This is a genomic window from Streptomyces sp. CBMA152, assembly GCF_014596475.1.
In the GTDB taxonomy this organism is placed as follows: Bacteria; Actinomycetota; Actinomycetes; order Streptomycetales; family Streptomycetaceae; genus Streptomyces.
On the sequence record NZ_MECJ01000009.1, the window covers coordinates 71,091 to 94,587 of the forward strand.

General features: G+C 70.7%; 21 protein-coding genes and 1 pseudogene. 5 read left to right on the forward strand and 17 right to left on the reverse strand.

The genetic code is table 11. From position 1 onward, the window contains the following. Window positions 1-22: 22 nt before the first annotated feature. From BG418_RS08415 to BG418_RS08425, 3 genes are all read right to left on the reverse strand, one after another. Window positions 23-718, reverse strand: coding sequence for an acyltransferase (locus tag BG418_RS08415; RefSeq protein ID WP_188273094.1), 696 nt, complete (start codon window positions 716-718; stop codon window positions 23-25). 82 nt (window positions 719-800) lie between these two features. After that, the gene (locus BG418_RS08420) at window positions 801-1,541 is read right to left on the reverse strand and encodes a DUF4239 domain-containing protein (protein WP_188273095.1); all 741 of its coding nucleotides are present in this window, start codon (window positions 1,539-1,541) and stop codon (window positions 801-803) included. Window positions 1,542-1,574: 33 nt separating this feature from the next. Next, window positions 1,575-3,002 (reverse strand): hypothetical protein, encoded by a 1,428-nt coding sequence (locus BG418_RS08425; RefSeq protein WP_188273096.1) that lies wholly within the window; start codon window positions 3,000-3,002, stop codon window positions 1,575-1,577. A gap of 209 nt (window positions 3,003-3,211) precedes the next feature. Between BG418_RS08425 and BG418_RS08430 the strand changes: the two genes are divergently transcribed. Further along, window positions 3,212-4,462 (forward strand): Ig-like domain-containing protein, encoded by a 1,251-nt coding sequence (locus tag BG418_RS08430; protein ID WP_188273097.1) that lies wholly within the window; start codon window positions 3,212-3,214, stop codon window positions 4,460-4,462. 70 nt (window positions 4,463-4,532) lie between these two features. Here BG418_RS08430 and BG418_RS08435 read toward each other — a convergent pair whose 3' ends face one another. Next, on the reverse strand, window positions 4,533-4,937 hold the full coding sequence (locus BG418_RS08435; RefSeq protein WP_188273098.1) for a DUF1003 domain-containing protein: 405 nt from the start codon (window positions 4,935-4,937) through the stop codon (window positions 4,533-4,535). A 98-nt stretch (window positions 4,938-5,035) separates the two neighbouring features. Between BG418_RS08435 and BG418_RS08440 the strand changes: the two genes are divergently transcribed. Then, window positions 5,036-5,275, forward strand: a complete 240-nt coding sequence (locus BG418_RS08440; protein ID WP_188273269.1) for a hypothetical protein — start codon at window positions 5,036-5,038, stop codon at window positions 5,273-5,275. A 21-nt stretch (window positions 5,276-5,296) separates the two neighbouring features. Here the strand turns inward: BG418_RS08440 and BG418_RS08445 are convergent, their stop codons facing one another. From BG418_RS08445 to BG418_RS08455, 3 genes are read right to left on the reverse strand one after another with little or no spacing between them, the layout of a single operon-like run. After that, window positions 5,297-5,902, reverse strand: coding sequence for an acyl-CoA dehydrogenase family protein (locus tag BG418_RS08445; protein ID WP_188273099.1), 606 nt, complete (start codon window positions 5,900-5,902; stop codon window positions 5,297-5,299). Next, window positions 5,811-6,356: a hypothetical protein gene (locus BG418_RS08450; protein ID WP_188273100.1), complete on the reverse strand. Its 546-nt coding sequence runs from the start codon at window positions 6,354-6,356 to the stop codon at window positions 5,811-5,813. The genes BG418_RS08445 and BG418_RS08450 overlap by 92 nt, the downstream gene beginning before the upstream one ends. Then, complete coding sequence (locus BG418_RS08455) at window positions 6,356-7,105, reverse strand: acyl-CoA dehydrogenase family protein (protein ID WP_188273101.1); 750 nt, start codon at window positions 7,103-7,105, stop codon at window positions 6,356-6,358. Before BG418_RS08455 ends, BG418_RS08450 begins: the two co-directional genes overlap by 1 nt. Before the next feature lie 1,073 nt (window positions 7,106-8,178). On the opposite strand from BG418_RS08455, the gene BG418_RS08460 reads away from it, so the two are divergent. Beyond that, window positions 8,179-8,589, forward strand: coding sequence for a RidA family protein (locus BG418_RS08460; RefSeq protein WP_188273102.1), 411 nt, complete (start codon window positions 8,179-8,181; stop codon window positions 8,587-8,589). A gap of 31 nt (window positions 8,590-8,620) precedes the next feature. Here BG418_RS08460 and BG418_RS08465 read toward each other — a convergent pair. Beyond that, a pseudogene (locus BG418_RS08465) lies at window positions 8,621-9,098 on the reverse strand (IS5/IS1182 family transposase); the annotation flags it as partial. Window positions 9,099-9,574: 476 nt separating this feature from the next. Beyond that, window positions 9,575-10,585: an amidohydrolase family protein gene (locus BG418_RS08470; protein WP_317453563.1), complete on the reverse strand. Its 1,011-nt coding sequence runs from the start codon at window positions 10,583-10,585 to the stop codon at window positions 9,575-9,577. A gap of 206 nt (window positions 10,586-10,791) precedes the next feature. Between BG418_RS08470 and BG418_RS08475 the strand changes: the two genes are divergently transcribed. Then, window positions 10,792-11,487 carry a TetR/AcrR family transcriptional regulator gene (locus tag BG418_RS08475; protein WP_317453564.1) on the forward strand — a complete coding sequence of 232 codons (696 nt, stop codon included), beginning with the start codon at window positions 10,792-10,794 and terminating at the stop codon, window positions 11,485-11,487. Window positions 11,488-11,513: 26 nt separating this feature from the next. Here the strand turns inward: BG418_RS08475 and BG418_RS08480 are convergent, their stop codons facing one another. After that, window positions 11,514-12,500 carry an Lrp/AsnC family transcriptional regulator gene (locus BG418_RS08480; RefSeq protein ID WP_188273105.1) on the reverse strand — a complete coding sequence of 329 codons (987 nt, stop codon included), beginning with the start codon at window positions 12,498-12,500 and terminating at the stop codon, window positions 11,514-11,516. 83 nt (window positions 12,501-12,583) lie between these two features. On the opposite strand from BG418_RS08480, the gene BG418_RS08485 reads away from it, so the two are divergent. Beyond that, window positions 12,584-14,215 (forward strand): FAD-dependent monooxygenase, encoded by a 1,632-nt coding sequence (locus tag BG418_RS08485; RefSeq protein WP_188273106.1) that lies wholly within the window; start codon window positions 12,584-12,586, stop codon window positions 14,213-14,215. A 276-nt stretch (window positions 14,216-14,491) separates the two neighbouring features. Here BG418_RS08485 and BG418_RS08490 read toward each other — a convergent pair whose 3' ends face one another. The 7 genes from BG418_RS08490 to BG418_RS08520 form a co-directional block, all read right to left on the reverse strand. After that, window positions 14,492-15,748: an MFS transporter gene (locus tag BG418_RS08490; RefSeq protein WP_188273107.1), complete on the reverse strand. Its 1,257-nt coding sequence runs from the start codon at window positions 15,746-15,748 to the stop codon at window positions 14,492-14,494. Between the two features lie 323 nt (window positions 15,749-16,071). Then, the gene (locus BG418_RS08495) at window positions 16,072-16,833 is read right to left on the reverse strand and encodes an SDR family NAD(P)-dependent oxidoreductase (RefSeq protein ID WP_188273108.1); all 762 of its coding nucleotides are present in this window, start codon (window positions 16,831-16,833) and stop codon (window positions 16,072-16,074) included. Between the two features lie 152 nt (window positions 16,834-16,985). Beyond that, entirely contained in the window at window positions 16,986-17,225 is a 240-nt protein-coding gene (locus BG418_RS08500) for an acyl carrier protein (protein ID WP_398998018.1), read from the reverse strand. A 96-nt stretch (window positions 17,226-17,321) separates the two neighbouring features. Then, a complete protein-coding gene (locus BG418_RS08505; RefSeq protein ID WP_188273110.1) occupies window positions 17,322-18,569 on the reverse strand; it encodes an aminotransferase class I/II-fold pyridoxal phosphate-dependent enzyme in 1,248 nt (415 codons plus the stop codon). Further along, the gene (locus tag BG418_RS08510) at window positions 18,566-20,536 is read right to left on the reverse strand and encodes a condensation domain-containing protein (protein WP_317453565.1); all 1,971 of its coding nucleotides are present in this window, start codon (window positions 20,534-20,536) and stop codon (window positions 18,566-18,568) included. The genes BG418_RS08505 and BG418_RS08510 overlap by 4 nt, the downstream gene beginning before the upstream one ends. A gap of 10 nt (window positions 20,537-20,546) precedes the next feature. Beyond that, complete coding sequence (gene fabF, locus BG418_RS08515) at window positions 20,547-21,809, reverse strand: beta-ketoacyl-ACP synthase II (protein ID WP_317453566.1); 1,263 nt, start codon at window positions 21,807-21,809, stop codon at window positions 20,547-20,549. Next, the gene (locus BG418_RS08520; protein ID WP_188273112.1) at window positions 21,806-23,494 is read right to left on the reverse strand and encodes a thiamine pyrophosphate-binding protein; all 1,689 of its coding nucleotides are present in this window, start codon (window positions 23,492-23,494) and stop codon (window positions 21,806-21,808) included. Before BG418_RS08520 ends, fabF begins: the two co-directional genes overlap by 4 nt. Window positions 23,495-23,497 lie beyond the last annotated feature (3 nt).

The window sequence follows — 23,497 nt, forward strand, 5'->3', positions numbered from 1 at the left end:
ATCGAGAAACCCGGGACCGTCGTCACCGTGTCGCGGACCGGGCCCCCGGGTCCTCGGCCGCCGGGCGGGTCCAGCCCGCTTCGGGGTCGTGGCACCGCAGGATCCGGGCGGGCACGCCGCCGACGAGGCAGTGGTCGGGGAACTCGCCGCGGACGACGGAGCCGCCGGCCACCGCGACGTTGCGCCCGAGGCGGGTGCCCGGGAGCACCACGGCACCGGCGCCGATCCAACAGCCGGCACCGATCACCACCGGCTGGTTTCGCGGGGGCTGACAGCCGATGGGGCGGTCGAGTTCGGTGTAGGTGTGGTTCTGGTCGGTGATGTAGGCGTACGGAGCGACGAACACGTGGTCGCCGATCGTCACGGACTGGTGCGCCACGACGTGGCTCCCCCAACCGATCAGACAGCCCCTGCCGATCCGCAGGACCGGGTCCGGCCCCAGGTCGAGCCCGGGCAGCAGGCCTGCGGTGAGGGTCACCTGACGCCCGATCAGCGTGCCGTCCCCGATCTCCATCCACGGCTCGCCGTAGAGCGAACCGACCGGGAAACCGATGCACACGCCGTCGCCCAGGTACCCGAAGCGCCGGCCGCCCGGGGTCTCGGACGTGATCCGCCCGTGCCGCTCCACCCATGACCACGCGCCGCGGGCCACGGCGGCTCGCAGGCGGCGGGCTTCCAGAGCGAGACGGCCATGGCGCCGATCGGCTGTCCGGAACATGCCCTCACGCTAAGCAGACCACCACGGCCGCGCCCCCGGAGACGGCCGCCCGGGTGACAGCCGGGAGGCACCCGGCGGGTGATCAGAAGTGGCGGGTGAACGGTGTGGCGTTGATGGCGAACATGCCGGAGAAGGTGCGGTCGAGCTGGTAGACGAGCAGCACGATGAAGGTGATGAGCGCGGACAGGCCCATCACCATCACCACATGGGTGAAGCTTCGCCGCACCCCGAAGAGGAACATGAACCCGACGGTGAGGAACGCGCCGGTGATCAGACCGACCCACAGCACCGGGGACAGGCCGTTGCCCACGTCGGCCTCCCGTCCGCGCCGGGCCTCGTCCAAGGTGCCCAGCTGCGCCACCACTTCCTGACCCACGATCTGCTGCGCGGGGCTCGCACCATCGGGCGCCTGCCCGGCGGCCCGCACCTCGTCCAGCAGCCGCCAACCCTCCGGGCCGGGGGCAACGCCGTCGACCATGGCGGGCCACTCCGTGTCGGTGACGTGCCGGACGTACGTCTCGACCGCTGTGCGCATCCGCGCGCCCTGCGCGGCGGGCATCGAGGCTGCCAGCACATGGATCTGGTGGGCGGCGCTCGCCTCCGCCGCGGTGTGCTCCTCGGCGCCGGAGCGGTCGTCCCACACCGTCACCAGTGCCAGGCCCAGGACCAGGGCGTAGAGCACGCCGACCATCATCGAGATGTACTCGGCGACGTCCTCACGCGGTTCGTCGCCCGGTTTCGGTGGCCAATAGCGGTGCTTGAGCAGGACGACGGCTGCGGCGAGCATCGCCGCGCCGAGCACGATGGCGATGGTTTCGGTCACTTCTTCCGCCGGTTTTCTGTAGTGCCGATGTGGTCAGTGCCTGCGGTACGCGAGGATCGCGGCCGCGACGGCGGCGGGGACGAGGACGAGGAGGAGTGCGGACATCAGCCCAAGGCCGGTGGGGTGTCTGCCGTTTCGGAGGAAGTGGCCCAGGATCGAGGGCTGGTTTCGACGCGGAGGCTCGGTCGGCGCCTTGGGCACGGTGCCGGCGGTCGCCGCTTCCCCCACCCCCTGGGGCGCCGCCCCCACCCTGCCGGGCGCCGCCGGTGCCATGGGTGCCACCGGTGCCGCCGGGGCCACAGGTGGCGCCGGTGCCACAGGTGGCGCCGGTGCCACAGGTGGCGCCGGTGCCACAGGTGGCGCCGGTGGCGCCGGTGGCGCCAGGACCATCGGGGGCGCCAGGGCGAGGCCGGGTGCGGCGATACCCGGGGGCGGGACAGGCGGCACGACAGCACCGGGCAACCGTGCCAGGAACGGCGGCGGCGCCAACCCTGGGACAAGAGCCCCACCCGGGGGGAGGAGAGGCCCGGGGACCGGGCCCGGCGCGACCGGGGCACGCAAGCGGGGCCGTGAAGGGGCAGCCGGAAAAGCGCCGGGGAAGGGGCCGGGCTGGGGAGCGGGGATCACGAACCGGGCGGAGGAACGCGCGGTCAGCCGCGGCGGCACCACCATGTCCCCATGACGTCCGAGGGTGTTGATCCGGTCGCTGCCCTCGGCGTACCCACCGCTCACGTACGTCCCGGGCGCGCGGCGCACCACGGCGGTGCACTGCGTGGATGTGCCCGGATCCAGCCGGGCCACCACCGCCTCCGTGCCCGCGCAGTCGATACGGGGCGGCGCGAGCGGCACGTCGGCGATCCGGACGCCGAAGGCGGGCCGGTTGCCGGTGTTGGTCAGCACATAGCGCAGAACCGCCGCCTGCGACAGGCCCGTCACCTGTGCCGTCTCGTCCAGCGCCAGAGCGGCGCCCACCCCTGTGTACCCCGACCACTGCGCGGCGCCCACGGTCGCGCGCAGGTAGGGAAGTCGGGCGGTGGCCACGACCTCGCCGCTCCAGGTGCCGGGGCGCGCAGGAGTCTCCGCCGTGCAGGTCACCGCGCGCAGGCCGGTGAGTACCGGCACATGGTCGCGCCCGCCCGGGCAGTGGACCCCGACGCCCGGCATGCCGGGATCAACCACGCGTACGTCGTAGAGGTCGGCCCCACCCCGGTTGGTCAGTCGGTACGTCTTGACGACGGGATCGGCCACCCGAATAACGGGCCCCGGTACGGCCGGTCCGGGCCACTCGTTCACGGTGACCGCGAGCACCAGCCCCTGCGTGCCCGCCCCGTCCGCAGCCGCCGGATCGGACGTGCCCCAGCCCGCGGCGGTCAACAGCAGTACGGACAGCGGCCACAACGCCCGGCGGCGTCGCCGTCCGTTCCTCCCGCTACCCGCCGTGCCGTCACGCCTTCTCCTCACGCCCATATGCTGAATGAACGTTCCTTCGCACGTCGTCCGGAGCGCCGCCCGCTGCGACATCCGGTCCGTCGAACCACCCGGATGCGCCAGCCGGCGAGACCGCCCGACCGGACGGGAGCCTCGTCGCGCCCCACCGGACCGCGACATCGGCGGACGGCCGCGACGCGCCTCGCCAGTACGCGGCACCCATTGTGTGACAATCGCCCCCGATGTCCCGCCCCACAAAAGCAGCAGTCCTCGGCGGTGGAGCGCTGTTGGCCGCGCTCCTCGGCCAAGTTGTGACGGCCTGTGGAGGTGCGCAGGGTGTGCCGCGCGCGGAGCCGCGCCACGGCGAGCTGCGGATCTCGATCCACGGCCACAGCGAGGGGCAACGGGTGGACCCCGGACGGCCGCTGGAGGTGACCGCTCGCGGCAGCGGTGGCCGTATGACCGACGTGACCGTCGTCGACACCTTCGGCCGCCGACTTGCGGGCAGGCTCGACGCGGACGGCACCCACTGGCGCGCTGCCACCGCACTGGCCGCCGCGACGCACTACACCGTGCACGTCGCCACCGAGGACGACGGCGAAGCCATGGCTCGCAGAACGCTGCAATTCGAGACATCCCCCGCAGGCCGCGTGCTCAGCGTGCGGTTCGGTCCCGGTCCGGGCACGTACGGGGTCGGACAGCCCATCACCGCGAAGCTCGGCACACCGGTTCGCGGGGCGCGGCTTCGTGCGCTGGTCGAAGGCGCTCTCAAGGTCGAGTCCTCGCCCGCGGCGGAGGGGGCCTGGCACTGGGTGGACGACACGACCCTGCACTACCGGCCCCGGACGTACTGGCCCGCCCACGCCGTCATCCAAGTCCGCGACGAACTGAACGGGGCCCCGATCGCGGACGACTTGTACGGGGGCGAGACACCGCCCCTGGTCATCACCACCGGCGCCCGGATCGAGGCGGTCGTCGACGCGGCGGCGCACTCCATGACCGTCAGGCGCGACGGCACAACCGTCAAGACCGTGCCCGTCACCACGGGCAGGCCCGGCTTCGGCACACGCAACGGCGTCAAGGTCGTCCTCGGCCGCGAGTACGTCGCACGGATGCGCGGTGCCAGCGTCGGCATCCCCCCAGACAGCCCCGACGCCTACGACCAGTCGGTGCGCTACGCCGTACGGATCACGCTCAGCGGTGAATACCTGCACGCCGCGCCCTGGTCGCAGGGCTCCCAGGGGCATGCCAACGTCAGCCACGGCTGCGTCGGCATGGGCACCCGCGACGCGGCCTGGTTCTTCCGGACGGTACGCGAGGGCGACATCGTCCGGGTCATCCACAGCCACGGGAAGAAAATGCCGGCCTTCGGCAACGGCTTCGGCGACTGGAACCTGTCCTGGAACCAGTGGCGCCGAGGCAGCGCGCTGTCGGAACGCCCCACCGCCGACCCCCAGCCGACCGGCTCCGGCCGACTGCGCCCACAACTCTGATCCGGCAGCGGGCCCTCGACTCGGGGCCCCGAGCCTGTTGGTTCCTCATCGCGCGCACGGGGCCCGGACGTCACTGCTCGGCGCCGTCCTCGATCAGTCGGCGGTGGAGTTCCTGGGTCATGGAGTGAATCGCGCGCGTCAGTTCGGTGTTGGTCTTCAGCTCCAGCTCCTCCTCGACGAAGTCATGGTCGGCCTTCATCTGCTGGAAGGCCGCCTGCCGGTTCTGGCCGATCATGACGAACGTCGACAGGAAGATCGCTTCCAGCGACACCACCAGGGTCAGCGTCGGCCAGGGACTGGACTCGAAGAACAGCATCCACACCGCGAAGACGACAGCGTGCACGTAGACGAACGGCATCGAGCCCGCGAACCGCGTGATGGCGTCGGCGACGCGCAGTTGGACGTCCTCCGTACGATGCTTGCGATGCGCCACCACCGCTGGGTGGTGCCGGTCCATGCTGTGCTGCTCGTCCATCTCGGCGCGCCTCTCGCGTAGCGGGGTAGGCGGCTCGGAGCCCTGCCGACGGCAGCAGCGGGAACCGCCTTTCCCGCAGCCTAAAGCGGCGACATGCGGTGGCCCACGGGCTGCTCGGCCTCGACGACCGTGACATCCCCGGCATCCACCACGCCCTTGCCGATCCGGAGACCGCCTTCACGGTCCTCAAGGCCGCGCTGAGCGACACGGACGAGGCCGTCACCGCCGCCGTGCCGTCTGTCGGCGAACGATGCAGCGCTCAAGTGGTCGGCGCATCAACGCTGTTCAGGGGAGAACTGCTGGGCCGCCGACCGGGTTGGGCCGGTCGGCGGCGGTGAGGAGGGTGCGGGGGCGAGGGGTCAGGGCTCGGTGGTGAGTGTGGGCCAGAGCGTGGCGGCGGTGAGGGGCCGGGCCAGGCGGGGTGCCCAGTGGGTTTCGTCGCCGTCTTCGTCGCGCCAGGACCACAGGCGGGTGGTGGCGAGGTGGAGGGGGTGAAGCCGGGTGATGCCGATGGCGCCGTGGAGTTGGTGGGCGATGCGGGTGATCTCGGCGGCCGAGGCGGATGCCTGGGTCTTGGCGGCGGCGACGGCGAAGTGCGCGGCCGGGCCGCCGGTGTCCAGCGGGGCTGCGGCGGCCTGGACGGCGGCGCGTACCAGGGCGGCTTCCTCGATCAGCCGTGCCTCTTCCTGCTTGACGGCCTGGAAGCGGCTGAGCGGACGGCCGAACTGGGTGCGGGCGGTGGTGTGGGCGACCGTCAGTTCGACACAGCGTCCGGCGGCACCGGCGATCAGGGCCGACCGCGCCATGGCCGCTCGGAGCCGGGCCTCGTCGAGCAGTTCAGGGGAGATCCGGCCGACGTGGCAGGCGGGGATCTCAAGGGCGGCGAGGTGCAGGTCGTCGCGGGGTTCCTCGGCGAGGTTGCCACCGGGGGTGAGGACGGTCCGGTCCGGGGTGAGGGTGAACAAGACGGGGCCGAAGGGGGCGGTCGCCAGGACGACCACGGCGCCGGCGGCGCGGGCCCAGGGGACGCGGCGCAGGGTGCCGGTGACCAGCAGGGTGTCGTCCTCGCCGAAGCAGCCGGCCGATCCGACGCCCGAGGTGGGCGTAACGGATCGTCAGGTCGGGGGCGATGGCGTAGCTGAGCGGGCCTTCGGGGACGGGGAGGCCGGCGCGGCGCAGCAGCGGGCGGGCGACCAGGGCGGTTTCGGCGAACGGGGCGGGGACGGCGCGGCGTCCTGCCTCCTGGGCGGCGGCGAGGAGTTCGGCGGTGGCGGCGTCCGGGGACGGGAGGGCCACGGCGTTTGGGGCGGTGGTGTTGGTGACGGTGGCGATGGCGTCCGGCTCGGTGAAGAAGGCGGTGGTGTCGTAGTCGTCGGCGGCTATGACGGGGGCGCTGGTGTCGATCGTGTGGGTGTTCATCAGTGCTGCTCCAGACCGCGAGTGATGATGCCGCGAAGGATTTCGTTGGTGCCGCCGCGCAGGGTGTAGCCGGGGCTGTGCAGCAGGGCGAAGGCGAGCAGTTCAGCGTGGCTGCCGGGGGTGGCGTGCGGGGCGGCCGGGGTCGGCAGGACGCTGCGGACGGTGTCGATCAGCGTGCCCTCCAGACGGGTGCCGAGGTCCTTGACCAGAGCGGCCTGGGTGTCGGGCGAGGCTCCGGCGTCCAGTGCGGCGGCCACGCCGAGGGAGAGCTGGCAGATGCTGTGCAGACGGGCCGTCAAGATGCCTATCTGGGTGAGCTGTTGGGCCGTGGCGGGGCGCTGTTCGAGTTCGCGGAGCAGGGAGAGCAGCAGGGGGAAGGTGGACAGGTAGCGTTCCGGGCCGCTGCGCTCGAAGGCGAGTTCGCCGGTGACCTGCTTCCAGCCGCCGCCCCGCTGCCCGAGCAGCATGCCGTCGGGGACGTCGACGCCTTCGAGGTGGAAGGCGTTGAAGCGGTGCTCGCCGCTCATCAGCCGGATCGGTTCCACCCGTACGCCCGGGGCACGCAGGTCGACGATGAACTGGCTGAGTCCGGCGTGCTTGTCCTCGGCGTCGTCGGTGCGGGCCAGCACGATGGCGTAGTCGTTGACGTGGGCGCCGCCGGTCCACATCTTGGTGCCGGTCAACCGCCAGCCGTCGGCGGTGCGTTCGGCGCGGGTACGCACCGAAGCCGTCTCGGCTCTTTGATTCATCCTTCGGATGCCGAGCACAGCTGCAAGGCCGAGGATTGAGGCGACGCGGAGCGTCGGTGATTGACGACAACGCGGCGAGCGTGCGGGCCGGGGCACGCGCGCCCCGGCAGGACCTATCGGGCAGGCCCTAGGCGTATCCCATAGGTCCTGTGACGGGTCTGGCGGTGGATCCGTTGGTGAGAACGAGGAGGGAGAACAAGCTCAGCGCGTGAGCAGGCAGCCTGCCGCGACGCCGAGGAAGATCATGGCTCCGAAGGACAGGCCGACGATCTGATGTAGGCGGTACTTCCGGGTGAACACCCGTGCGCTCTTCGGCATTTCGGGCAGGTAGGCAACCAGTACATGGGTTCCGAGGGCCAGCCCCGTCGCCGTCGTGGGGGGGCCGGAACCTGACGGGCCGGCCCTGCCGGTCGGTGAACTCGATGACGGGCGTCGAAGAATCGTCCCCGGGCTCATGCTCCTGGTCCACCACCCCCTCGGCGCGCAACCCGTAGCGGCTCAGCCGCATCTGCAACCGTGCCTCCCGCGCACTGGCCCACAGACCCACCAGGCCCACCGATACGGCCAGCCCGATACCGATCGTTTCACCCGTCATCCGTCCCCTGCTCTCCCTCGCACAGCGCCCGCCGGGCACGGGCCGCGCATCAGGAGGACGCGGCACGCAGCCCGATGGTTCACGAAGTGCGCGGGCACACCGGCTCCTCGGGCTTACGCGGTCGTGGCTGGGGCCGCGATGGGCCGATCGTCGCCCTTCGCCGTCGGGCACGCGGATGCCGCCCCTGATGAGCCTTCGCTGAGTCGAGCCAGTCAACTGACCAAGCACGGCAGGCTCGCCGACCCATCGGACGGGCCCTAGGGCCCGTCCGATGAATCACGTCCGAGGTGTGGCGCGCCTTCGCGTACTTGGGCAACCGTCACCGCGCGCTCGCACTCGATCTGGCCCAGAAGCGATCCCCACGGGGCCCTTGGGAATGGATCACGGCATTCCGTGGCTGTCCTGCATGGATCACCATCGAGCTGGCGGCTGCCGCCACTCGGCTACGCACAAGCAGTTTTGAAGGAGTGTCAGCACCATGTCCGTGACACCGCCCGCCGCTGAGCGTGTACGCGTCTCCGCGGAGCCCGACTGGTACGAGTCGGCCGGCATATCGCTCGGCATCCGCGTCGGGAATCTGGTCTTCACCTCGGGTCAGGCCCCGATCGACGCCCAGGGGGCCACGGTCGGCGCCGGGGACTTCGAGGCGCAGGCCCGCCAGGCGCTCGCGAACCTGTCGACGGTATTGACGAATGCGGGCTCCAGCCTCGCCGACGTGGTCAAGGCGACCGTGTTCGTCACCGACATTGCACAGCAGGACGTCTTCGCCAAGCTGCGCGCGGAACATTTCCCCAACAAGCCCCACCTTGCGGAGTCGTTCGTAGAGGTCTCCTCACTCGCCGACCCCGAGTGGATGATCGAGATTGAAGCCATCGGCCTCGTCCGGTGAAGTGAGGGACCAGAGCCTGTGCGGCGGACCATCAACGAACCCACAGCCGGATCGCGGCGAGGGTGATCGTTGCGTGAAAGACGTACGTCGTACCGGGTCACCACGGCGGAGCCCTTGAGAGCGTTGAGGGTCCGCTCGACTTCGTTCCTGCGGGCATGCGGTGCCCGGTCGAAACCAGCGGGGCGACCGCCCTGACTGCCGCGCCGTCGGCGGTTGGCTCGTTGGTCCCGGCGCTCGGGAAGCGTGTGCCGGATTTGCCGTCGCCGCAGGTAACAGCGGTTGCGGCGCGAGCTGTACGCCTTGTCGCCGCGCATGTGATCCGGACGCGTCCGCGGGTGACCGCCAGCAGGACGCGGAACACGGATACGGTCCAGCACCAGACTCAACTGCGGCGCGTCACCCCACTGTCCGGGCGTGACCAGGATGGCCGGCGGACGGCATCCGCCATCACTCGCCAGGTCAATCCTCTTCGTGAGATCGCCGTGAGAATGGCCGATCCCCTCGCCACGACAGGTGGTCCGGGTGGCACGCGAGCGCGGCGTTCGCCCGCCGGACCTTCTGGCGCTCCCGCGCGTCCCGGGCCACCTCACTGCTCGCGCGCCACGCGTCGCAGCAGTCGCACCCCAGCGCGCCGACCGGCTCAAGGCCGTACGCCGGGTCCACAGCCCGGCCGACCCCATGTGCTGAAGCCAGTCCCGCCTGCAGCCTCCCGCAGAAGTTCGCCCCCGGACGGGATCACACCCGAGCACCGGCCGCTGTTTGACCGCATGCACAGGCTGATCCTGGACGCATTCCCCGACGCGAGCCTGGCGCTGTCCTACGGGATGCCGACCTACCGGGCTGGCAACCGCAAACAGCGGATTCGGGCGCTCGCCCGCTCCAGATGCCCATTTCCCCGCTCCGGTCATCTCCAGGACCTGGTGCAGAGGGCCAGGGACGCAGGCCACGGACGGCACCGCCTCCTCCCCCGCCCGGCTGATACGTGTCAAGTCGACTGTCGATGTCCACGGTGTGCTGCGAGGTGTCCGGTCAGGCTCTCCCAGTTGCCGGAGCCGATGGCGGCCTTCTCCGCCTCGGTGAACGGTGCTTGTTCGAGGAATGACCGGGCGATCCCGCCGCTGGTGTCGAGGAAGGGGAACCCGCCGGGCCGCGTCCCGAAGGTGTAGGGGTAGTCGGTCGAGTACAGCATGCGCTCGGTGCCGACGACCTCCGCCGTCCATCGCAGGTAGCGTTCGCTGACCGTGCCGCTGCCGGCTACCCAGAAGTTCTCGCGGAAGTAGGCGGCCAGCGGCCGATCGAGCTTCGCGTTGTGCGCCATGATCCCCGTGTGGTCGAGGTAGAACAGCACGACCTCGCCCCAGTGCCCCGCGATGACCTGCAGCCCGGGGTGGCGGTCGAACACGCCGGAGAAGATCATCCGCACGTACTGCACGCCGAGGTCGTAGTACCAGCCCAGCCCGGCGGTCGCGAGTCCCATGCCGACCTGGCCCAGGCCGGAGTAGTAGGCGTCCAGGACCGCGGGCACGGGGGTCTGCGGGTGGAAGTGCAGCGGGACTCGCAGCCGTTCGGCGGTGGCGTAGAGGTCGTCGAACTCCGGGGCGTCGGCCAGCTTGTCACCGGTCCGGCCGTAGAGCATCGCACCGCGGAAGCCGAGCTGGGTCACCGCGCGCTCCAGTTCCGCCGCGGCGGCCTCGGGCGCCGGCGTCGGGATGGCCGCGAACGCCTGGAACCGTTCCGGGTTGCTGTTGACGACGTCGGCCAGGGCGTCGTTGGCTTCACGTGCGACGCTCATGGCGTCCGCGGCCGGGAGGTTCTGCACGCCGGGTGTGGCCAGTGACAACACCGCAACGTCCAGGCCCTGGTCGTCCATGTCGGCCAGCCGCCGTTCGCCGACGTCCCGCAGTCGCTGGGCGATCGGCTCGTCGCCGTAACCGAGTTGCGGGATCTGCGGTATCCCCGCCTTCGCCCAGGCGTCGAGCAGCACCGGCAGAACCACGTGTTCCTCAAGTCCTACGATCCGCAATTTCTCTGGCACTAGATGCTCCTTGTTCCGGCGCGGGCGAGCTGCACCCACCAGTCCATGTTTCCAGTGAAATCACTTTGACGGTATCACTGATATTTGCAGCGGTACAGCCTCGCCGATATCGTTGATACATGCCTGCTGGGACGAGTCATGACGCGTCTGCCCCCGAAGCGAGGGCAGTGGACGCCAGCCGTGAGCTGATCCGCCGACGCGTGGTCGAGGCCGCCGCGGACCTGCTCGCCCGCGAGGGGCGTGACGCGGTGACGACCCGCGCGGTCGCGGCGGCGGCCGGGGTGCAGCCACCGGTGATCTACCGCCACTTCGGCGACAAGGACGGGTTGCTGGAGGCGGTGGCCGAGCACGGCTACGCCACGTTTCTGGCGGCCAAGCACCTCGACGCCGCTCCACGTGACCCCGTCGAGGATCTGCGCGCGGGATGGGACCTCGCCGTCGAGTTCGGGCTCGCCAACCCCGCGCTGTACGCGCTGATGTACGGCGAACCCAAACGCGGCACGACGTCAGCGGCGTTCGCGGCCGGCATGCAGATCCTGACGGGACGCATCCGCCGCCTCGCCGCCGGCGGCTGGCTGCGCGTCGAGGAGAAACTCGCGGCCGCCCTGATCCACGCGACCGCACGCGGCGCCGTGCTCACCTGGCTGTCGCTCCCCGACGATCAACGCGACCCGGCCCTGCTGGCCGCCATGCGCGAGTCGATGGTCACCGCTGTCACCAACCAGAAACCCGCCGTGCACGACCCGAGCCCCGCCGGCGCCGCCCGAGCGTTGCGTACCTTGCTGCCCGAACAGACATCACTGAGCAGCGCCGAGCAGCACCTCCTCGGCGAATGGCTCGATCGCCTTGCCACCGAGGGATAGCTGAGCGCCGACTTGCGTCGAGCCGCTCACGTGTCGGTGGCGGGGCCGTGGAGGCCGGCGGCGCCCTTGAAGGTCTGCAGCACCGGGGCACTGTCGACGCTCCGTACGCCGCGCAGGGTGGAGATCTGCGTACTCAGGTACGTGTACAGCGCGGGGATGTCGCGCGTTGCCAGTGAGGCGTGGAGGTTGGAGGACCCGCTGGTGGCGGCGACGAAGGCGACCTCGGGGTGTGCGGTGAGGGCGAGCCCGACGCGTTCCAGGTGTGCGGGTTTGACCGAGAGCCAGAGCAGGGTGCGCATGCCGAGGCCGAGCAGGGGCCACCGGGCGTCGACGTGGAAGTAGAGCGCTCCGGCGGCGCGCAGTTCGGCGATACGGCGCTGCACCGTGGAGCGTGAGGCGCCCGTCTGCGCGGCCAGTTGGGCGGTGGCGGCGCGACCGTCGTCGCGCAGCAGGCCGAGCAGCTGCCGGTCGAGATCGTCGAGCTCGACGGGCTGCCCCGGATCTGTGGCCGGCGGGTCCGCGGGGCGCAGTTGTGCGACCTGCTCGGGCGTGAGGGCGTTCAGCTTGGTGACGATCCCCGAGGCGCGTCCGGAGTAGATGTGGAGCAGGCAGTGGGCGCTGACGTCCAGGACGCGGGCCGTCTTGGGCAGTTCCCGCAGGAGCAGGCTCTCGCCCGGGGTGGCGGCGGAGGTCACGCAGACCAGTTCGGTGCCGCCTGACGTGCGGCTGATCCACGAGGTGTCGTCCCGCCGAGCCAGTGACCGCGCGATCGCCTGCGCCGAGTCCGGCGTGCAGCGGATGCGCACGAGCCACTCCACATGGCCCAGTCTGGTCCGATCCACCAGGCCCCACACGCGCAAGGCGTTCGAGGACCGCAGGCGGCTGTAGCGGCGGGCGACGGTCTGGTCCGACACGTCGATGACCTGGGCGATCCGGGCGAACGGAACGCGTCCGTCGATGTGGAGTGCGTGCAGGATCTGCACGTCGATCCGGTCGAATCCAGCTGTCTGCATCACGAGATCCTTCGCTACGTCGGATCTGCTCACCGTATGCGGGCTGGATGGAGGCCCGGCATCCGTGCGCCGACGATCGGTTCATGAACCAGAACACTTCGACTTCGTCAACGGCCCCGCACAGCGCGGCCCCGGACCGCGCGTCGGTACTGATCGTGGGAGGCAGCATCGTGGGCGTCTCCGCCGCGCTCTTCCTCGCCGCACGCGGCGTCACACCGATCCTCGTTGAACGGCACACCGGCATCTCGCCCCGGCTGCGCGCCAAGCTCTTCTACCCCCGCACCATGGAGGCGTACCGGGCCGTCGGAGCCGCCGACGACATCTACGCGGTCGAACGCGACCGTCCCCGCAGCGAGTTCGCCGCCGTCGTGGAGTCACTGTCCGGCGCCGAGATCCGACGCTGGCGCCTGCCCGCCGCCGACGACTACAGCGCCGTCTCCCCCTGCCAGGGCGCCATGGTCAGGCAGGGGGACGCCGAGCGCGTGCTCCGGATGCGGGCGGCTGCCGACGGCGCGGACCTGCGCTTCGGGCACCACTTCGTCGCATGGGAGCAGACCGGGCAGCGCGTCACGGCCCGGGTGCTCGACGACCTCGGCGTCCCTTACACGGTTGAAGCCGACTACCTCTTGGCGGCGGACGGGAGCGCCAGTTCGATCCGCGAGGGCCTCGGCATAGCCCGCAGCGGTGACCATGCCCTCGCGTCCTCCATGGAGCTCACCTTCACCGCGGACCTGCGCCCGCTGCTCGACGGCCGCGGCCTAGCCCTGGCCTTCGCCGAACAGCCAGGCCGCCCGTTCATCTCCTGGACCACGGGCCAGGACGCCGGAGCCGTCTCCGTCGGCTACGACCCCGCGACCACGGATCCGGACACCGCGTTCACCCCCGACCGGTCCCAGGCCATCGTCTCCGAGGCGCTCGGGCTGCCCACCTCCCGCTTCCGGATCACCGGAGCCCGCCCGTGGCGGACGGCTGCCTGGGTCGCCGACACCTACCGCGCAGGGCGGGTGTTCCTCCTCGGCGACGCCGCCCACGTCTGCCCTCCCGTGGGCGGTTTCGGCGCCAACACCGGCATCCAGGACGCCTGGAACCTCACCACCAAGCTGGTGTCCGTACTGCGCGGAGACGCCGGAGAGCGACTGCTCGACCGGTACGAGGCGGAACGCCGTCCCGTCGCGGAGCTGACGGTACGACAGGCCGCGGCGCGATCGGCAGGCGCCCGCGAACTGTCCGCCGGACACGGGCAGTTGCTCAGCGAGGCCGCCGTGGCGGTCGGCTACCGCTACCCCGTGCCGGTGCCCGACCCCGTCACGCCCCGCGCCGAGGCGCCGCTGCCACCGGCCGACGAACCCGAGCGCTGGCGCGGCGAACCCGGTACCCGACTGCCACACCTCCCGCTCGCCGAGGGCACGGACGCGGGCTCCTCGACCCTCGACCTGGTGCGCGGTGGACGCCATGCACTCCTGATCGGCCCGCAGGGCCGAACCTGGGCGCAGACAGCCCAGCGCCTCGACCCCGGCCATGCCCTCCTGGACACCGTTGTCGTTACCCCGCAGACCCTGGCGCCCGGTGCGAGCTTCGCGGAGCGCTGCGGCATCAGCGAGGACGGAGCCATACTGGTGCGGCCCGACGGCGTCGTGAGCTGGCGCTCCACGCACCTCACCGACGCGCCGCGCGCGGCACTGGAGGCCGCGCTGCGGCAGGCAATGCAACGCTGACATCGCCCACAAACCCGGCCCGCCGTCGGTCGCGGGGCTGCTCACCGGTGAGCTGAAGGATGCGATTTCCGGTGAGAGGCATCTGGTGATCGTGGGCAAGGAACACCGGGACCCCGGCGCTCAGTTGCGGTTCATCGACCTGGACGGCTACCGCTGCACTGTGCAATGGTCCGGGCGGGGGGGGTCCTCGCGCTGTACTGGGCCTGTCCGCCATAGCCGGTGCGGGGCGGCCCCTTTGCTGGCCCGTGGTCGACCGATGGCCCGCGGTCGGCACGGTCAACGCAACGAGCGGATCGCTGGGTTCGCGGCGACCAGGCCGGCGCACGTCAAGACGGCGCTGCCACAGACCAGAAACAGCGTCGTCGTGCCGTACGGGAGCAGGACGCCCGCGATCACGTAAGAGAACGGGTCGAACGCCACCGTGGCCAGAACGACGAGGCTGAGCACTCGGCCCAGCAGGTGCTTGGGCACTCGCTCCTGCAGCGTGGCCACGATGACCACTCCGAGGAACCCTGACCCGAGGCCGACGAGTGAGACGACCGCCGTTGCGGGGACGACATGGGTGACAGCGGCGAGTCCGACCATGCCTGCGCCGATCGCCGCGACCCCGCCGACCACCGTCCAGCCGCGCCGTGCGGGCGGCCGCCACCCAGCCACGAGCGAGCCGACCAGTGAGCCGGCGCCGAATCCGGAGAGCACGATCCCCAAAGATCCGGCGCCACCGAGGCGTTGGTCTGCGAGCACCGCGCCGCCCACGAGCACGGGGCCCACGACCGTAAGGTTGATCAGGGCGATGGCTGCCAGCATTCCTCGCGCCAGCGGGTCATGCCAGGCGTATCTCAGGCCGGCGCCAAGGGCACGTGCACTGCTGAACTGCTCGCCTTCGATGACGTCCGGACCGGCGTCGTCCCCGGCACCTTCGCCACGTCGTATGGCGCGGACGAGCGTGCTGAGGGTGACGGCGGCCAACGCAGCCAGGGCCACGATCACACCGAGCGTCGCATCGAAGCCGACCGCGGCGATGGCTCCGGCGGCCACCGCCGGGCCGATCAAGTCGCCCCCCGACTCCGCACCTTGCACCAGCGCGTTGACTCGGGAGAGCTTCTCGGTCTGCACGACGGCCGGCACCAACGCCAGGGCCGCCGGGAAGTATGCGGCGTCGGCGGCGCCGAGCAGCCCGCCGAGCAGCGCAACCGTTGTCACCGATGGTGAGGTGAAGGAGACCAGGGCGCCGAGGGCGAGCAGGACGGCGACCCGGAGCCAGGCGGCGCCGGCCACGACACGCGCCGGACCGAGGCGGTCGACCAGCACTCCCGCAGGAAGCAGGAGCGCCGCCCGCGGCAGCGCCACGGCCACAAGAACCAACCCTGTAGTGATACCGGGTTCCGACAGTTCGAGCACGAAGAGCGTGAGCCATATGAGGAACAGCGCATCCACCACCGCCGCCAAGCCTTCGCCCAGGACCAGGCGGCGCAGATGCGGATCTCCGAGCGGTTCGCGCGGAAGAGAACGGGCGGTCGGTTCCGTCGTCATCCCTCGCTCCCCAAGCCGCCGAGTGGATCGGTCCCGTACGAAAGGCTCACCGGATGCAACTCCGCGGCGCGCGACATCGCCATGCGCAGCATGCACCGGGTTGTACCGAGCCGGAGACCGCGTCGCTCGCTGATCGACAACATGAACACATCCGCTCGCAGATTCCGGTGGAACGCGCTGCTCGGCCAGAGGAGACAGCAGCCGCGGGGGGCTTCTTCGCTGGTGATCGGGATACACACATCACAGGAGCTGTGGTGCCGGTCGACGGGGCTGCAGGTATGGGTTACCAGCCGCTGCCCCGCGGCGGTTCACACCGCGGGGCACTATGCGACGTGCGTACCTCCATCGACCACCAGGGTGGTGCCGGTGACGTAGGACGCCGCATCGGAGACGAGGAAGAGCAAAGCCGCAGCGAGTTCCTCGGGTTGCCCGATGCGGCCCGCGAGCACCCGCGGCATCATCGCCTCGACGTAGCCCTCGGCATAACCGTCGGTCATCGCCGAGGTGAAGAGACCCGGCGCGAGGGCGTTCACGCGGATGCCCTTGCTCGGGGTCCACTGCTGGGCGAGATCGCGGGTGAGCCCGAGGATCCCGGCCTTGGACGCCGAGTAGGCAGCCTGCGGCAGACCGCCCGTGACCAGCGCGAGGACGCTGGAGACGTTGACGATGGAACTGCCGGGCAGCATCACCGCGCCCGCGGCCTGGGCCATCCAGTAGGAGCCGTTGAGGTTGATGTCGATGACCTCACGGAACTGCTCCGGTGTCTCCTCCGTCGCGGGTTGTTCACTGCTGATCCCGGCGTTGTTGACCAGAATGTCCACCCGTCCGAATGCGTGGACAGCTGCGTCGATCAGCGCGCGGCAGTCCTCCGGCTTGGCGATGTCGGTACGCACAGCGACGGCTCTGCGGCCGAGCTTCTCGACGGCCGTGCGGACAACCTCCAGTCTCTCGGCGCGCCGTGCCCCGAGCACGACATCGGCGCCGGCCTCGGCCATCGCGGTCGCGAAGGCGATACCCAGCCCGGAGGAGGCTCCGGTGACCACGGCGACGCGACCGTCGAGCCGGAAGCGATCGAGAACGCTCATGGCCGCCTGCCTTTGTGGAGAACCATGGTGTGCACGGCACATCTCCCGAAGTGAGTCCTGTTGTGTTGCGCGGGAACGGTCCTGCGACCGATCGAGCTCTCGTTGATCACTTACGTGCCGAGCGGTGGTGCGGTGGGACCGTCCGGCAGCAGTCACTGGTGGTTGGCGAGGTAGCGCACCACGTCGCCGACGGTTCTCAACTCCGCGACCTGGTCGTCGGGGATCTTCACCTTGAACGCGTCCTCGACCGCAACGGTGATCTCCACCATCGACAGGGAGTCGATGTCGAGATCGTCGGTGAAGGACTTCTCGGTGGTCACCTCGGCGGAGTCGACTCCGGCGACCTCTTCGACGATATTGGCAAGGGCGTTGAGCAGACCGGTGCTGTTCACCACAGGTTCCTCCTGCTGGGGATGGGGTCGGCGTGAGTCGGCCACCGCGCGTGTGGCGCTCGGATCCTCAGCGCGGGGCGAGCCTCGGTGGGGATGTCAGACCCCGAGGCGCCGTCGGTAGGTGAGGAGGGTGCGCAGGAAGCCGTCCATCTGCTCCTCGGTGTGGCCCGCGTGCGGGAACAAGCGCAGGAGCGCCTGGTTGCGTGAAACGGCCGGGTAGGAGAAGACGGGTACGAGGTAGCCGTCTTCGACGAACCACTCCCGCATCTGCAGGGCGGCGGCATCGTTGCCGATCGGCACCGAGAGCATGTAGGAATCGGTCGGCGTCGTCGGCGTGTCGGCCTCGTGCATCTGCCGGCGAAGGCGGGCGGCATGCGCCAAGTAGTCGTCGACGATCCTCGGGTTGCCGGCGAGGGCGTCGATCGTGCGCTTGGCCGCGTAGGCGGTGGGTGGCTGGATGGCGGCCGTGAACATCGAGGTGCCGGAGAGCAGTTCGAAGGCGTCGATGGCCTCCGCGGGACCGGCGATCGCGCCGCCTTCCAGACCGATGGCCTTCGAAAGGGACACCATGACGAAGTCGGCCCGCTCCCGGATCGCGGCCGCCTCGCGGGCGTAGGGACGGTTCTCGGGCCCGTACACCATGAAGCCGTTCGCATCGTCGATCATGCTGATGGCGCCGTGCCGGTCGCACTCGTCGAGGATCTCCACGATCGGCCCCATGGTGCCGTCGGCCGAATAGATGCTCTCGGCGATCACCACGGACTTGCGGGTCCGGACCCGGTTCAGGATCCGTGCCAGGTCGGAGACGTCGTTGTGCCGGAACGCGTGGACACTGCGGCCGTAGCCAAGTCCTTCGAGGCCCTTCCAGATACTCCAGTGGACATCGCGGTCGACGACGAAAACGGTGTCGTGATTGCGCACCTCGATCCCGGCGTCGAAGTGTGCGGAACTGCTCATGGCGTGGACGAACCCGATGTTGGCCAGTAGCCCCGTGGCGAAGCTGATGGCCTGCTCCTTGCCGGTGTGGCGGGCAATCGTCTCCTCAAGGTCCTGGTGCGGGCGGCAGATCCCCTGGGTCATCCTGGATCCACTGGTGCTCAAGCCGTGGATTCGCGCCCCCTCCGCGAAATGACGTTGTACCGGAACGTGGCGCTCCAGGTCGAGGAAGCTGATACTGGCGAAGTTCACCAGCTCGCGGCCGTTGCGGACGATGGTCGGCCCGACGGGACCGTCCACCACGGGTGGGCGGTATGCCGTGTCGTGCGTGTTCGCCTCGACGAAGGCGCCGAACGCCCAGGGGGCCAGGCGGTCCACGGAGGGCGGGGCGGTGTGGGACGCGGTCATGGTGAGGTTTCTCCTCCACGAGGGGCGCGGGGCGGTAAGGGCTCCAGGGCTGCGGCAAGGTGGCCGAGCGAGGCTGTTCCGGCCAGCTCGTCCGACGTGATCCCGGTGAAGCCGAACTGGTGGAGCAGCGCCAGTAGACGAGGGACGGCGACCAGGGTGACTCCGTGGTCGGCGAGGCAGCGGTTCATGTCCAGGGCATCAGGGCTGTCGAGGGAGCCGACCGGAAGATCGCCGGGTCTGACAGCGGCCACGGCGGCGGCCAGCGCCCGTTCGGCGCCCGGGGCGGGCGGGCGCGACGGGATCTGCGGGGTTTTCGTGCCGTCGGCGGCGGTGCAGGACTGGTCGGACAGACGGCCGGAGTCAAGGCCGTCCGGGGACAGGACGTAGCGGTCCGGAGCCATGATGCCGGGCACTTCGCCGAGGTGGTCCAGAACGTGGCGGTGCAGGTCGGCGGGGGTGACATCGGGGGCGACGCGGACGTGTGCGACGAGGTGGGGTTCGTCGCCATCCCCCGCGGTGTCCCCGCTCGGCGCCACCTTCACGTCGAGCACTCCGGCATGGTCACGCAACAGGTCTTCGACCCGCGGCAAGCACACCCATCCCTGCGGGGCACGCCACCACCCGGAGGCCGCCGGGGTGAGCGAGCGTGCCGGAACCGGGCACTCGGCCCCGTCGGCGAGCGTTCGCAGGAGACCGCACAAACGGGCGGGCAACGCCACGGCCTGCCCCGCGTCCAGCAGGTGGTCCCCGACGGTGACATCAAGGGTGACGAACCCCTCGTCACGGCTGAGGTCGACGTACAGCGTCTCGCAGGGCTCGTCCGGCACGCTGGTGATCCAGGTGGCGGACCCGCCCGACGGCGTGTTCTCCGTGGGGACCAGGTAGTCGCGTGGCCACGAGTAGCAGTTGTACTCGATGGTGGGTACGGTCACGACACCGCGGCGACGGTCCATACGGGCCTGGGCGGCGACGAGTTCCGCGGGGCGCCACTGACCGTGCCGGTAGGCCGCGGTGGAGGCGGCCGTGATGGAGGCGACCACCTCGCCGAACGCCGCGCCCGGGCGGAGATCGATCTGGACGGGAACCGTCAGGGCCCGGACGCCGATGCTGCTGCGCAGAGCGGCCCGGGCCCGGTTGGAGACCACCACGGACGCGAGGAACCGGTGTTCGCCGGTGCGGGTGGCGACGTCGTGGGCCAGCGCCGCGAGCACAACGACCTCCGGGCTGGCCCGATAACGCCGGGCGACACGGTCGAGGTCGTCGTACGCGCCCACCGAGCGGTACTGGAGGCGGTAGCGCCCCTCGCCGTTGCCGCTCCCGCCGAACGGGGCCAGCACGCCGGTCGGATTGCTCTCCAGACGCGTGAGCCACTCACGCTCTGCTGCGACGGCGTGTCCCCGATGCTGGGCGGCGACCGTGTCGAGCGGGTGCAGACATGGCTCCACCGGTGCGTCGTCGCCGAGCAGTTGATCGTGCAGCTGGTTGATCAGTACCGCCAGCCCCCATCCGTCGATCACCACGTGGTGGGTGGCCATCAGGACCGCGCGCGGCTTTCCTGCCTGGAGCACAACCCGGGCGCGCCAGGGCGGATTCCGCTCGGGATCGATGGGGAGCGCAGCCAGCGCTGCCGTGGCAGCCTCCAGGGTGTCGGCATCGACGACGGGGACCTCGACGCAGTCGACCGGCAGCGGGGCCCAGTCCGCTCGATGGACACGTTGTACCGGGCGGAGCGGGTCGATGGTGGTGCGCAGCGCCTCGTGGCGGGCGGTGAGGGACGCGAGCGCGTCGTGGATGTCGGCGAGGGTTGCCGGGGGCGGGACGTGGCAGTGGTCGGCGAGCGGCGTCGGGTTCACCCGCCGTGGTGGAGGAATGGTGCGTTCGAACCAGTGCCACTGCTGGACCCAGGTCAGCGGCCCGCTGCGGATAATGGTGTCGGGGCTCGGGATCGGTTCCGGAAGGTTGTTCACGGCCGGGACCTCATACGGCTCGCACCACGAGAGCGGCATTGTGGCCGCCGAAACCGAATGAATTGCTCAGAGCGATCCGCATACGTTCGTGGTGCTGCGGGTGGTGCGGCACGAAGTTGATGTCCGGGTCGATCGGCTCGTCGCAGTTGATGGTCGGCGGGACGTCACCCGTGCGGAGGGCCAGGATCGACGCCACGAGCTCCACCGCTCCGGCGGCACCGATCATGTGCCCCGTCATCGACTTGGTGGAGCTGACCGGGATCCGGGTGACACGATCTTCCAGCACCTTGCGCAGGACGGCCGTCTCGATGGCGTCGTTCAGCAGCGTGCCGGTACCGTGCGCGTTGACGTAGTCCACGTCCGACCCCGATATCCCCGCGTCGCGCAGCGCCGCCTCGACGGCGAGGCACGCACCCCGTCCCTCCGGGTGCGGAGCGGTCCAGTGATGAGCGTCGGAACTCGCTCCGTAACCCGCGAGTTCGGCCAAGGCCGTCGCCCCTCGCCGGTCGGCCACCTCGGCGGCCTCCAACACCACCACGGCGGCTCCCTCACTCATCACGAACCCGTCGCGGTGCACATCGAACGGGCGACACGCCGCGGTCGGGTCGTCATTGCGTCGGGACAGCGCGCGGGCGTTGCCGCTGCCCGCGAGGTCGACGGCGGTGACACAGGCGTCGGCACCGCCGACCAGGACGATGTCCACCTCCCCATGGCTGATCATGCGCATCCCCGCGCCCACCGCGTCGGCGCCGCTGGCGCACGCCGTGCTCTGGGCACGGCTGGGCCCCTGCGTGCCCAGACGCATACTGATCTCGACAGCGGCGCTGTCCATAGCGGTCGTGACCTGGGTGAACGGACCGATGGCCCGTGGCCCCTTGTCGCGCAGCGTGTTCGCGGCACGGTAGATCGACCCCACCGGGCCATAGCCACTGCCGATGATCACGGCGACCCGCGGCGCCAGTTGCTCGTCGACGACGAGTCCGGCGTGCTCACAAGCCTCCAGAGCCGCGGCGAGGGCGAACTGCGCGTACGGGTCGGCACGCCGGCTGACCGGCGGGGGCATGTAGCGATCGGGGGTGAACACGCGGACCTGGCCGCCGATCCGGACTCCGAGACCGGTCACGTCGATCGCGTCCACGGTGTCGATGCCGCTGCGCCCGGCCAGCATCGCCGTCCACGTCTCCTCGACGCTGTGACCCAGCGGCGTCACTGCCCCGTACCCGGTGACCATCACCCGGCGCCTGGCGTCACCTGGCCTCCTTGCGTCGGTCACTGGGGAACCACCTCGGCATCGCGCAGGGGTGGGGGGATGTCGTCGGGGGCGACCGGCACCATGAGTACGGCCGTGCCCCCCTGCGAGCAGAACCGTCGCGCGGCAAGAATCTCATCGGCCAGCGCGGCCTTGTCGCGCAGCACTCGACAGCGGATGTCCGGCCCGTCCACCACCGGCGGCGGCGCTCCCGGGCGGATGAAGGGATAGCGCTCGGCGTCGAGTCCGAGGCGGGCGCGTTGGGCATCGAGCCAGCCGTAGCCGCCGTTGCACAGCACCACGTACAGAACGCCGCCGTGGGCCGGAGCCGCGGCGGCGATGTCCGCGCGGGCCGCGAGGAACGCCCCGTCCCCGATGAACGCGGTGACCTCGTGGTCCGGGGCGGCCCGCTTGACCCCGATGGCCGCGGCCGCTCCGAAGCCCAAGGGGGTCTGCTCCGACGGCACGATGGACCCGCCACCGACGTGGAAGGGGAAGCAGTAGGACCACATGTCCTGCAGCCCGTTCTCCTGGACCAGCACATGATGCTCGCCGGCGGTGGCGTCCAGCGCGGCGAGCAGCTCGGCGATGCGGATTCCTGGCAGCGTCGCCGCGCGGGCCAATTCCGCTTCCACGCCGAGCGACATGACCTTACGGGCGACGGCGATCACGTTCGCCCACACCTCGGTCGCGTCTGCGGGCTCGCCCTTGCCTTCTTCATCCAGCGTCCGCGACCAGCCGAGCACGGCATGCCGGGCGTCCCCGAGCACGCGCGGGCCCGCGAACTCGGCCGACAGCCCGCCCGGATCGACGTTGACCTGGACCACCGTGACCGGGGGCCACGGTGTTCCGCCTTCGACGACTGTCTCCTCAAGCCGCCCGGCGAGCGACACCACCAGGTCGCAGGATGACCACAGCTCACGGGCGGGGGCCGTGGCGTAGAGGCCGGCCACCCCGCAGAACAGCCGGTGGTACTCGTCGACGGCACCACGGCCGGACGCGGTGGTGAAGAGCGCCGCGCCAAGGCGTTCGGAGAAGCGCTCGACCACACCGTCGTCGTTGCGGTGCCGCATTCCGCCACCCACCAGCACCACCGGACGCCGGCTCGCGCGGATCGCCGCCAGGGCCGGTCCCGGCATCAGGGGAACGGACTCAAGGACCAGTGGTTCGGGCAGCGTTGGCTGCGGTCCGGTGACGAGGATCTCCGCCGTGCGGACGTCATCGGGCATCTCCAGGTACACGGGTCCCGCCGGCGGCCCCACGGCTCGGGTCAGCGCCGTCACCGTCGCGGGGACGACCCGGTCAGGATGTCCCACCCGGTGCGCCCACCGCACGAGGGGCGCGGTCACAGCTACCTGGTCGAGTTCCTGGAATCCACCACTGCCCCGGCGCCGTTCGGACACGCCGGCGGCGAGCACGAGGACCGGTGCCCCGGACTCCCGCGCCTCAAGCAGCCCCGTGGCCGCGTGAGTGACAGCCGGCCCTTTGCCCAGGGCGCATACGGCCAGCCGACCCGACTGCAACGCATAGCCGGTCGCCATGTACATCGCGTTGCGCTGGTCACGGCACGGCACGAGGTCCAGGCCGGCAGCGTCGAGGGCACGAAGCAACTCCAGATCATCGCCGGGTAGCCCGAAGCAGGTGTCGACCCCGTTCGCCACCAGTACGTCGACGATCGCGGACCACGCGTCGGCGTACCGTTTGCCCACCTG